An 11,006-nucleotide genomic window follows, 5' to 3' on the forward strand; every position below is an offset into this window, starting at 1 on the left:
ACGCCGACGTCTCTGGTGCCTGAAATCGCCGCGCAAGCGGGGCATTCGTTCGGCGAATTGTTGAGTTGGATGGTGGAGGACGCTTCGTGTCTGCGTTGAGGTGGGCCCAGTCCCGCGGCCCTTGCCCTGGCCCCACCTCAACGCAGACACGAAGCGTCCTCCACCATCCAACTCAACAATTCGCCGAACGAATGCCCCGCTTGCGCGGCGATTTCAGGCACCAGAGACGTCGGCGTCATGCCCGGCTGGGTGTTGATCTCGAGCCAGACAACCTCGCCGTTTTCGGAGTGACGGTCGTCGTAACGGAAGTCCGACCGGGAAACGCCCCGGCAACCGATAGCAAGATGAGCCTTGAGGGCCAGTGTCTGTATTTTTTGGTAAATATTCGGTGAAATTTTTGCAGGGGTTTCGTGTTTTGATCCACCCGGGACGTACTTTGAATCGTAGTCGTAGAAGGAATGACCGGTCGGGATGATTTCACAGACCCCAAGCGCCACGTCACCCATCACCGCGCAGGTCAACTCGCGCCCGTGGATGTAGCGCTCGACCATGACGATCTCGCCATACTTCCATTCGGACGAGCCGATGACTTGCGGCGGATGCGACTGCCCCTGGTGCACGATGACGACGCCGAAGCTCGAGCCTTCATTGACCGGCTTCACCACGTAAGGCGGCTTCATCGGATGCTTGTTCTGGACGGAGAAGCGGTTGACCACCTTCGATTCCGCGACGGGAATGCCGGACGCCTTGGCGACCTTCTTGGCCTGCTCCTTGTTCATGGCCAGCGCCGAAGCGAGCACGCCCGAATGGGTGTAGGGAATTCCGAGATATTCGAGAATTCCCTGGATGGTGCCATCCTCGCCGAACGGGCCATGCAGCGCGTTGAAGGCGACATCGGGCTTGAGCTCGGCAAGCACAGACCCGACATCGCGCGAAACATCGACGCGGGTGACCTGATAGCCTTCATTCTCGAGCGCATCCGCACATGCCTTCCCCGACGACAGAGACACGGGCCGCTCCGAGGAAAATCCCCCCAGGAGAACAGCCACATGCTTCTTCTTCATCCCGCCTTCCCCTTTCACGCCGGGCCTGCAACCAATATTTCCGCACGCAACATTTCCGCACATTGAGTCCGAGTCTTCCGGCAGGTTGCCCCCCAGACGGAAAACGCGGGTAACGCGTCAAACGACTCAAATCAGGAAACGCTTTAGAGCACAGAATCAGAGAGTTGATTCCCTGGCAAGTACCTATGATTCCGAGAGATTCACTTTCCGCGAAAACGGGCGAGAAAAGTGTGTTGTTGAGTCTTTGCGGTAACGCTTGACGGCGTCGCCGACGACGCAAGTTCAAGCACTACTTGAACATCGCAGCGAGCTAAAGAAGCTGGCCCAGGAACTCCTGCACCGCGTGACCCGGCCGGAAGTTGCCCAGCCGCTTGATCTCCCAATGCAGGCGGATGCCCGAATTTTCCAGCACCCGCGCTCGCACCGTCTCGCCGAGATATTCGAGATCGTAGCCGGTCGCGGTGCCGGTGTTGATCATGAAGTTGCAGTGCATGGGAGACATCTGCGCGCCGCCGATCATCAGCCCGCGGCAGCCGGCCTTGTCGATCTCTTTCCACGCCGACGAGCCTTCCGGGTTCTTGAAGGTCGAACCGCCGGTCTTCTCGCGGATCGGCTGTACCGTCTCGCGATGGTTCTGCACGGCGTCCATCGCCGCCTTAATCGCAACCTTGTCTTCCGGGGGGCCATCGAAGATGGCCGAGGTAAAGATCAATCCGCCAGGCGCCGACGAATGGCGGTAGGCATAGCCCATATCCGCATTGCTCAGCGTATGGACATTGCCTGCGCGATCGAGCGCCCGCACCTCGACCACGCGCTCGCGCGTCTCGACGCCATTGGCGCCAGCATTCATCCTCAGCGCCCCGCCGACAGCGCCCGGGATGCCGTGATAGAAATGGAACCCGCCGATGCCGGCTTCATAAGCCACGGCGGCCAGGCGCTTGTCCGGCGTTGCTGCGCCAGCCTTGATGGTGGTCGATCCGGTGACCTCGGCCTCGCCAAACCCCTTGGCGGAGAGCCTCACCACAAAACCGGGGATGCCGCCGTCGCGCACCAGAAGGTTTGAGCCGACGCCGACGACCGTGATCGGGATTTCCTCCGGCACCGCGCGCAGGAAGGCCGCGAGATCCTCCTCGTCGGCCGGCTGGAACAGCGCTTCCGCCAGCCCGCCGGCACGGAACCAGGTGATCTTGTCCATCTCGGCATTGGGCGTGACGCGGCCGCGCAGGCCGGCAAGCTTGTCGCCGAGCTTGTCGATCAGGTCCTGGCTGCGCATCATGAGGGGGCCCCACCGAGTTCCTTGGGCAGCGCATAGGCCCATTGCGTGATGTTGCCGGCGCCAAGGAAGATGACGAAGTCGCCGGGCTTGGCAAGTTCGCGGACGGCCGGCGCGACCGCCGTCGGGCCTTCGATATAGCGCGCGTCGCGATGGCCGCCGGCGCGGATGCGCGACACCAGCGCGTCCGAGGTCACGCCCTCGATCGGTTCCTCGCCGGCCGCGTAAACGGGCGCCACCATGACCGTGTCGGCATCGTTGAAGCAGACGGAAAACTCATTGAACAGATCGTGCAGCCGGGTGAAGCGGTGCGGTTGCGCAATCGCGATGACGCGGCCCTTTGTGGCCCCGCGCGCGGCCTTGAGCACCGCCGCGATCTCCACCGGGTGGTGGCCGTAATCATCGAAGACCTCGACGCCGTTCCAAGAACCGGTGTGCGTGAAACGCCGCTTGACGCCGGCGAAGGATGACAGGCCTTTCTTGATGGCTTCGGGGGACAGACCAAGCTCATGCGCGACCGCGATCGCTGCCGTCGCGTTGGAGACATTATGGCGGCCGGGCATCGGCAGCCGCAGACCCGTGATCGTCGTCGTGCCCCGCCCCTTGCGGTCTCGGATCACCACGTCGAACTCGGATGTAGCTCCGTCCATGCGATGATTGGCGAAGCGCACGTCGGCCTGGGCATTCTCGCCATAGGTGATGACGCGCCGATCCTCGATGCTGCCGACCAGCGCCTGCACCTCCGGATGGTCGGTGCACATCACGCCGAAACCGTAGAACGGTACGTTTTCGACGAACTGGCGGAAGGCCTCGCGCACCTTGTCGAAGCTGCCATAGTGGTCGAGATGCTCGGGGTCGATGTTGGTGACGACGGCGATGTCGGCCGGCAGCTTGAGGAAGGTACCGTCGCTCTCGTCGGCCTCGACCACCATCCACTCGCCGTCACCCATGCGGGCATTGGTACCATACGCGTTGATGATGCCGCCATTGATGACGGTCGGGTCGAGCCCGCCGGCTTCGAGCAGCGTCGCGACCATGGAGGTGGTCGTCGTCTTGCCATGCGTGCCGCCGATGGCGACCGCCTGGCGGAAGCGCATCAGCTCGGCCAGCATCTCGGCGCGGCGCACGACCGGCAGCAGTTTCTCGCGCGCCGCCCTGAGCTCAGGGTTGGATTTCTTGATGGCGGTCGACACCACGACCACCTCGGCCTCGCCGACGTTCTCGGCCTTGTGGCCCACGAAGCATTCGATGCCCTTGTCGCGGAGCCGCTGCACATTGGCGCCGTCCGCCTGGTCCGAGCCCTGCACCTTGTAGCCGAGATTGTGCAGCACCTCGGCAATGCCGCTCATGCCGATGCCGCCGATGCCGATGAAATGCACGAGGCCGATCGTCTGCGGCATCTTCATGCGCGCGTCCTCCTGTAGTCGGAAACCGTTTTGCCGGACGCAATAGCCTCTGTCAGATCGCCGAGCAACCGCGCCGCGTCGGGTTTTCCGGCCGAGCGGGCAGCCGCGGCCATTGCGGTCAACCGGCCGGGATCCTCCATCAGCCCGCCGACCAACGCGGCGATCCGCTCGGCCGAGAGCGTCGATTGCTGATGGACCTCGGCCCCACCGGCGGAGGCAAGTGCCGCGGCATTCGCCGCCTGGTCGTGATCGAGCGCATGCGGGTAAGGCACCAGCAGCGCCGGGCGTCCGATGACCGCGATCTCCGATACGGTCGAGGCACCGGACCGCGACATCACCAGATGTGCGGCCGCCATGCGCGCCGCCATATCGGTGAAGAAGGGCGAGACCTGCGCGTCGACGCCGAGATCGGCATAGGCGGTCTTCACTCGCGCCACGTCTTCCGCGCGCGCTTGCTGGGTGATCGCCAGCCGCTTGCGCTGCGCTTCGGGCAAAAGCGCGATCGCCGCCGGCACAGCATCGGAAAAGAACTGCGCACCCTGGCTGCCGCCGAAGACCAGGAAGCGGAACGGCTCGCTGGCATCCGACGCGACATAAGGCGATTTCGCCGCTTCAAGGACCTGCGGCCTCACAGGATTGCCCGTGGTCACCGTCTTGGCGCCGGCCGCGCTTTCCCCCTCGGGCAGGAACCCGCCGGCAATCGCATCGACCCGGCTCGACAGCGCCTTGTTGGCACGTCCCATGACGGCGTTCTGCTCATGGATCAGCGTCGGCACCTTGCGCCGTGTCGCCGCATAGAGCGGCGGCAATGTCGGATAGCCGCCGAAGCCGACGACGGCGTCAGGCCTGATCCTGGCGATGACACGCCCCGCTTGCCGCACGCCTTGCCAGATCGTCCAGAAGGACGCGAGGATGGCGAAGGGATTCTTCGAACCCAAAGTCGCCGAGCGGATGGAGTGGATCGCGGCGGCGGGAAAGTGGCCGGAGTAGCGCTCCGCGCGGCGGTCGGTGGCAAGATGCACCTCCCAGCCCCGCTCGGTCAGCTCATGCGCAAGCGCCTCGGCTGGGAACAGATGTCCGCCCGTTCCGCCGGCCGCCAGCAGGATGACACCCCTCGACATCCGGCCTCATTCCGCCGGCATGGCGCGCTGCGAGAAGGCGTAGCCAATCTGCTTGCGCTTTTCGGGATGCCTGCGCGTCAGCGCCAGCACCATGCCCATCGAGACGGCAATCGCGATCTGCGAGGAGCCGCCATAGGAGATAAAGGGCAGCGTCATGCCCTTGGCCGGCATCAACTGCAGGTTCACGCACATGTTGATGGCCGACTGCAGGCCGAAAATGGTGACGAGCCCGCCGACGGCGTAACGGGTGAAGTCGTCATGCTCCTTGAGCGCGATGCTCAATCCGCGCAGCACGATGAAGGCGAAAATCGACATGATGAAGAAGCACATGATCAGCCCGAACTCCTCGCCCGCGACCGAAAACACGAAGTCGGCGTGGCTGTCGGGGATGACCCGCTTCACCGTGCCCTCGCCTGGGCCGACGCCGAACCAGCCGCCATTGATCAGCGCCTCGCGGCCCATGTCGACCTGGAAAGTGTCGCCTTCGCCGGTGAGGAACTTGTCGATGCGGGCGGCCACATGCGGAAACACCGTATAGGCCGCGAACACGCCGCCGACGCCGGCAGCCCCCAGCGCGACGATCCAGAACCACGGCAGGCCGGCCATGAAGAACATCACGCCCCAGGTGCCCAGCACCAGCATGGTCTGGCCGAGATCCGGCTGCGCGATCAGCAGCGAGATCACCAAGGCCAGCAGCAGCATGGCGAACAGATTGCCGGGAATGTCGGGCTGGCGCTTGTGCTCGGCAAAGAGCCAGGCGCAAATGATGACAAAGGCCGGCTTCAGGAACTCGGACGGCTGGATCGAGAGCCCGGCGAGCGATACCCAGCGCCGCGCGCCCTTCACCTCGACGCCGATATAGAGAACCGCCACCATCAGCACCAGCATGATGCAGATCATCGCCAGCGACATGCGCCTTATTTGTCGCGCTTCCAGGAAGGAAACCGCGAGCATCACGACGAGCGCCGGGATGGTGAAGATGATCTGTCTTGTGGCGAAGTGGAAGCTGTCGAGACCGATGCGCTCGGCGACCGCCGGGCTTGCGGCGAAGGACAAGACGATGCCGAGCCCCATCAGCGACAGGAATGCCGCCAGGAACCAGCGATCGATCGTCCACCACCAGGTTGCGACCGGACTTTTGTCGAGACGGCTTTGCATCAACGTGGCCCTCCGATGGGTTTCACCCCATCAATAGCAGTCGCAGCTTGCCTGAAGGCTTCGCCGCGAACCTCGAAATTCTTGAACTGGTCGAAACTGGCGCAGGCCGGCGAAAGCAGGACGACGGCCTCGCCGCCGGTGTCGCCCGCGGCGTCATGGGCGGCGTGCTCGACCGCGGCCGCCAACGTTCCGGAAATTTCGTAAGGCACCGCCTCGCCGAGCGTGGCGGCGAAAGCGGGAGCGGCCTCGCCGATCAGATAGGCCTTGGCAATGCGTGGAAAGAAACCGCGCAGCGGCTCTATCCCGCCTTCCTTGGGCAGGCCGCCTGCGATCCAATAGATGCGGTTGAAGCTCGACAGCGCGGGAGCCGCCGCATCGGCATTGGTCGCCTTGGAATCGTTGACGAACAGCACATGATCCTTGCGGCCCACCTGCTCCATGCGGTGCGCCAGCCCCGGGAAGCTTTCCAGCCCCGCCTGGATCTCGCCGAGTTCCAGCCCGACCCTGAGGCAGGCGGCGACGGCGGCGAGCGCGTTCTGCGCATTGTGCTGGCCGCGCAGCGAGCCGATGCCTTCCAGGAATGCGATGCGGCTGTAGCGACCGTGCACGGCTTCCATCAAATTCGTGCCGTCGGCGAAATAGCCGTCGGTCAGCGGCAGGCGCTTGGAAATGCGGATCACTTGCCGGCCTGCCCGCTCCAGCCGGTCGGCAATCTGGGCGCACCAGGAATCGTCGACACCGATGATCGCGGTGTCGCTGCCGGCGACCAGCCTTTCCTTGATCGAGGCGTAATGGGCCATGGTGCCGTGGCGGTCGAGATGGTCAGGCGTCAGATTGAGCAGGATGCCGGCGGTCGGATTGATCGAGGGCGCGAGATCGATCTGGTAGGAAGAGCATTCCACCACATAGTGCCGTTCGGGCTCGGGCGGATCGAGCGTCATGATGGCGCGGCCGATATTGCCGCCCATCTGGGTGTCGCGTCCGGCCGACTTCAGGATGTGCGCCGTCATCGCCGTGGTCGTCGATTTGCCGTTGGTGCCGGTGATCGCGACGAAGGGTGCGGCCGGCGCGCGCTGGATGCGCTCGCGGCAGAACAGCTCGATATCGCCGATCACCTCGACGCCGGCGCCGCGCGCCAGTTCCACCGTCCAGTGCGGCTTCGGATGCGTGAGCGGCACCCCGGGCGACAGAACGAACGCGGCGAAGCGCGACCAGTCGGCGCCGCGCAGGTCGCCGGTCGCGATCCCGGCGGCTGCTGCCTTGGCGACGCTGTCCGGATTGTCGTCCCAGGCGAGGATCTCGGCGCCGCCGGCGATCAGCGCATGCGCGGTGGCAATCCCCGACCCGCCGAGCCCGAAGAGCGAAACGCGTTTGCCTGCAAATGAAGCGGCGGCGATCAAGCGGGCATCCTATCTGAGCTTGAGGGTGGAGAGGCCGACCAGCGCCAGGATGACGGCGATGATCCAGAAGCGGATCACCACCTGGCTTTCGGTCCAGCCGAGCTTTTCGAAATGGTGATGGATCGGTGCCATCAGGAAGACGCGCTTGCCGGTCATCTTGAAATAGCCGACCTGGATGATGACCGACAGGATCTCCACCACGAACAGGCCGCCGACAATGACCAGCACGATCTCGTGCTTGGTGGCGACAGCGATGGTGCCGATCAGGCCGCCCATGGCAAGCGAGCCGGTGTCGCCCATGAAGATTGCGGCCGGCGGCGCGTTGAACCACAGGAAGCCGAGGCCGGCGCCGATGACGGCGCCCAGCACGACCGCCAGTTCGCCGGTGCCGGGAACGAAATGGATCTGCAGATACTCGGCGAACACCGCGTTGCCGGAAAGATAGGCGATGACGCCGAACGACGCCGCAGCGATCATGATCGGCACGATCGCCAGCCCGTCTAGGCCGTCGGTCAGGTTCACCGCATTGCCGGCGCCGACGATCACGAAGCAGGAGAACGGCACGAAGAACCAGCCGAGATTGATCAGGAATTCCTTGGCGAACGGGAAGGTCAGCGACGACGAGAACGGCGCCTGGCCATTGTGCATGATCACCCAGGCCGCGATGCCGGCGACAACGAATTCGATCGCCAGCCTGGCCTTGCCGGAGAAGCCCAGATGCGACTGTTTCGTCACCTTTAGATAGTCGTCGTAGAAACCGATCGAGCCGAAGCCGACGGTGACCAAAAGCACCACCCAGACATAGATGCTGGAGAGGTTTGCCCACAGAAGCGAGGAGCCGATGATGCCGGACAGGATCATCAGACCGCCCATCGTCGGCGTTCCGGCCTTCTTGAAATGCGTCTGCGGTCCGTCGGCGCGGATCGGCTGCCCCTTGCCCTGACGCAGCCGGAGCGAATTGATGATGGTCGGTCCGAATATGAAGACGATCAGCGCCGAAGTGATCAGCGCGCCGCCGGTGCGAAAGGTGATGTAGCGGAATACATTGAAGGCCGAGATCTTGTCCGCGAAATCAACGAGTAAAGTGAGCATCGGTCCCCCGGATCCCGACCTCAGGTCGGTTCAATGGTTGCGGCTTCCGCCGGAAATTTGCCGAGCAATGCCTCGACCAGCTTTGAAAAGCCGATGCCTTTCGACGACTTGACCATCACCACGTCGCCCGGCCTGATCGCCGACATGACGACGGGCTTCAGCTCTTCGGCTCCTGGCCGGTACTCGGTTTCGACATCCGAAGGCAAAACCTCGGCCAGTGCCCGCATCTCCGGGCCGCCGAGAAAGACGTTGCGCGTTTCTGTGCCGACAATAAGTTCGGCAAGGGCCGCGTGGAGCTTCGCCGAATGGCTGCCGAGTTCCAGCATGTCGCCAAGCACGGCGATGCGCCTGCCCTCGCCCGATACCGGCGTGGCGTTGAGCAGTGCCATGGCTGCCGCCATCGACGCCGGATTGGCATTGTAGCTCTCGTCGATCAGCGTGATCGGACCGTTCGGATGGCGCAAAATGTGGCGCCGGCCGCGCCCGCGCTCGGCCGAAAGATCGGCGAGCGCCGCCGCGACCTTGTCGAGATCGGCGTCGACCAGTTGCGCGGCGCCAAGCACCGCCAGCACATTCTGCACGATGTGGCGGCCGGGCGCCCCGACACGGGCCGTCACGTCCCTCTTGCCGATCTTGACCGCGATATCGGAGTGATCGGCATAAAGGTCGCAGCCAACAAGACGAAAGGCCGAGCGGGCGTTCTCGCCGAAGCCGAAGACATGCTCGACACCTGCATCCTTGGCCACTTTCCCGAGCAGCTTCCAACGCGGATCGTCGCGATTGAGCAGCGCGGCGCCGCCGGCCTCTATGCCCTCGAAAATCTCGGCCTTGGCCATGGCGATCTCGTCGAGATTCTTGAAGAAGCCGAGATGGGCGGCCGCGATCAGCGTGACGATCGCGACATGCGGCCTCACCATCTTGACCAGCGGCCTTATCTCGCCCGGATGATTCATGCCGATCTCGAAGATCGCGTAGTCGCAGTCTGCGGGCATGCGCGCCAAGGTAAGTGGCACGCCCCAGTGATTGTTGAACGACTGCGCCGAGGCGTGCACCTTGCCGACCGCCGACATCACATGGCGCAGCGCTTCCTTTGTGGTCGTCTTGCCCGCAGAGCCGGTCACCGCGATGATCTTGGCCCGTGAGCGAGCGCGCGCCGCAATGCCGAGCTTTTCCAGCGCCGCAAGCACATCCTGCACGACGATCATCGGCGCAGTCAGCCGGCCGAGCGACGGCAGCTTGCCCTCGGCCACGACCAGCACCGCAGCGCCCGCCTTCACTGCAGCGGTCGCGAAATCGTGGCCGTCCATCGTCTCGCCCTTGATGGCGAAGAAGGCGTTGCCCGGTTCGAGGCTGCGGCTGTCGATCGAAATGCCGGTGATGCCTTCCGGCAGCGAGCCGATCGGCCTGCCGCCCATGGCCTCGACAAGCGCTTGCGACGTCCACAGCAAGCTCATGCGGCGCGCTCCTGGAGCGCCTCGCGCACTTCCTCATGATCGGAAAAGTGGAAGGTTTCGGTGCCGATCGTCTGGCCTTCCTCATGCCCCTTGCCGGCGACGATCAGCGTATCGCCGGCATGGAGCATGGCGACGGCCTCGTGGATCGCTTTGCGGCGGTCGCCGATCTCGATGGCGCCGGGCGCCGCGGCAAGAATTGCCGCGCGGATGGTTTCGGGGATTTCCGTGCGCGGATTATCGTCGGTGACGATGACGACATCGGCGAGCCGGGTCGCGATCTCGCCCATGATCGGCCGCTTGCCGCGATCGCGGTCTCCGCCGCAGCCGAAGACGACAACGACCCGGCCCGTGGTGAACGGACGAACCGAGGTCAGAACATTTTCCAACGCGTCGGGCTTGTGCGCGTAGTCGACATAGACCGGAGCGCCGGCGGCCGTCGTGCCCACAAGATCGAGGCGGCCCGGCGCACCTTTGAGTTTCTCCAATGCGGCCAAAGCCTTATCAACAGATGTTCCAGTCGAGATGGCGAGGCCGGCCGAAACCAGCGCGTTGGCGATCTGGAAGTCACCTGCCAACGGCAGATCGATCTCGTGGAGCACACCATCGGCCTCCACCTCGGCACGCTGGCGCCGCCGCTCATGCTCGACGCGCTTCAGCGTCAGGAATTCGCCGTGGCGGCCGACTGTCAGAACATTTAGGCCCGCTGCCCGCGCGGCATCAACCGTCGGCTGCGACCAGGGATCGTCGGCGAAGATCACGGCCGGCGCCCCCTTCGGCAGCAGCGCGTCGAACAGACGCAGCTTGGCACGATGATAATCCTCAACCGTCGGATGGTAATCCATGTGGTCGCGGCCGAGATTGGTAAAGCCGCCGGCGGCCAGTTTTACGCCGTCGAGCCGACGCTGGTCGAGACCATGGCTGGAAGCCTCCATCGAGGCGTGCGTTACCCCTGCCTCCGCCAGATCCTTGAGCAACTGGTGCAGCGCGACGGGATCGGGCGTGGTCAACGAGCCGTATTCGTTGCGTCCCGGCGCGACC

9 protein-coding genes and 1 pseudogene are annotated in these 11,006 nt (G+C 64.3%); 1 reads left to right on the forward strand and 9 read right to left on the reverse strand.

Translation table 11 applies throughout. From position 1 onward, the window contains the following. Positions 1-99 (forward strand): annotated as a pseudogene (locus EOA32_RS25990) (D-alanine--D-alanine ligase); the annotation flags it as partial. Positions 100-137: 38 nt separating this feature from the next. On the opposite strand, the gene EOA32_RS25995 reads toward EOA32_RS25990, so the two are convergent. The 9 genes from EOA32_RS25995 to EOA32_RS26035 form a co-directional block, all read right to left on the reverse strand. After that, positions 138-1,064, reverse strand: a complete 927-nt coding sequence (locus tag EOA32_RS25995; RefSeq protein WP_128373237.1) for a D-alanine--D-alanine ligase — start codon at positions 1,062-1,064, stop codon at positions 138-140. 310 nt (positions 1,065-1,374) lie between these two features. Further along, positions 1,375-2,340, reverse strand: coding sequence for a UDP-N-acetylmuramate dehydrogenase (gene murB / locus EOA32_RS26000; RefSeq protein ID WP_128373238.1), 966 nt, complete (start codon positions 2,338-2,340; stop codon positions 1,375-1,377). Next, positions 2,337-3,743, reverse strand: coding sequence for a UDP-N-acetylmuramate--L-alanine ligase (gene murC / locus EOA32_RS26005; protein ID WP_128373239.1), 1,407 nt, complete (start codon positions 3,741-3,743; stop codon positions 2,337-2,339). Before murC ends, murB begins: the two co-directional genes overlap by 4 nt. Further along, the gene (murG, locus tag EOA32_RS26010) at positions 3,740-4,864 is read right to left on the reverse strand and encodes an undecaprenyldiphospho-muramoylpentapeptide beta-N-acetylglucosaminyltransferase (RefSeq protein ID WP_128373240.1); all 1,125 of its coding nucleotides are present in this window, start codon (positions 4,862-4,864) and stop codon (positions 3,740-3,742) included. Before murG ends, murC begins: the two co-directional genes overlap by 4 nt. A gap of 6 nt (positions 4,865-4,870) precedes the next feature. Further along, positions 4,871-6,022: a putative lipid II flippase FtsW gene (ftsW, locus tag EOA32_RS26015; protein WP_067329044.1), complete on the reverse strand. Its 1,152-nt coding sequence runs from the start codon at positions 6,020-6,022 to the stop codon at positions 4,871-4,873. Beyond that, complete coding sequence (murD, locus tag EOA32_RS26020) at positions 6,022-7,422, reverse strand: UDP-N-acetylmuramoyl-L-alanine--D-glutamate ligase (protein WP_128373241.1); 1,401 nt, start codon at positions 7,420-7,422, stop codon at positions 6,022-6,024. Before murD ends, ftsW begins: the two co-directional genes overlap by 1 nt. A gap of 9 nt (positions 7,423-7,431) precedes the next feature. Next, the gene (mraY, locus tag EOA32_RS26025) at positions 7,432-8,514 is read right to left on the reverse strand and encodes a phospho-N-acetylmuramoyl-pentapeptide-transferase (RefSeq protein WP_066990736.1); all 1,083 of its coding nucleotides are present in this window, start codon (positions 8,512-8,514) and stop codon (positions 7,432-7,434) included. A 20-nt stretch (positions 8,515-8,534) separates the two neighbouring features. After that, positions 8,535-9,968, reverse strand: a complete 1,434-nt coding sequence (locus tag EOA32_RS26030; RefSeq protein WP_128373242.1) for a UDP-N-acetylmuramoylalanyl-D-glutamyl-2,6-diaminopimelate--D-alanyl-D-alanine ligase — start codon at positions 9,966-9,968, stop codon at positions 8,535-8,537. Then, positions 9,965-11,006 (reverse strand): UDP-N-acetylmuramoyl-L-alanyl-D-glutamate--2,6-diaminopimelate ligase (locus EOA32_RS26035; RefSeq protein ID WP_128373243.1); only part of this gene is annotated, 1,042 nt, incomplete at its 5' end. The genes EOA32_RS26030 and EOA32_RS26035, both read right to left, overlap by 4 nt.

Source organism: Mesorhizobium sp. M1A.F.Ca.ET.072.01.1.1, from assembly GCF_004023325.1.
In the GTDB taxonomy this organism is placed as follows: Bacteria; Pseudomonadota; Alphaproteobacteria; order Rhizobiales; family Rhizobiaceae; genus Mesorhizobium.